This window comes from Alsobacter soli (assembly GCF_003004785.1).
GTDB classification, from domain to species: domain Bacteria; phylum Pseudomonadota; class Alphaproteobacteria; order Rhizobiales; family Beijerinckiaceae; genus Alsobacter; species Alsobacter soli.
This window is the reverse complement of record NZ_PVZS01000095.1, coordinates 1-312: the sequence shown is the minus strand read 5'-3', so window position 1 is coordinate 312 and position 312 is coordinate 1. Positions and strand designations below refer to the sequence as shown.

Genomic DNA, 312 nt, shown 5'->3' with positions numbered 1-312 from the left:
TTCTCGTAGGCGAACGTGCCCATCATGCCGGCCGCCATGTGGTAGAGGTGGTGGCAGTGAAAGGCCCACCGGCCGGGGTTGTTCGCCTGGACCAAGACCGTGGCGGACGCCATCGCCGGGACCAGAACGGTGTCGCGCGAGGCGCCTGGCGCCTTGCGGCCATCCAGCGCCACCACCCTGAAACGGTGCCCGTGAAGGTGCATGGGGTGGCTCATCATGCTTCGGTTGCGCATGGTGACCGCGACCGTGTCGCCCTGGCGCACGAGGAGCGACCGGTCGAACGCCATCCCCCACTGGTAGCCCGCCATCGTC

At 68.3% G+C, this 312-nt stretch carries 1 protein-coding gene; it reads right to left on the bottom strand.

Going from position 1 to position 312, the window contains the following annotated elements; all coding sequences use genetic code 11:
* Positions 1 to 312 (bottom strand): multicopper oxidase domain-containing protein (locus SLNSH_RS24420; protein WP_158266889.1); only part of this gene is annotated, 312 nt, incomplete at both ends.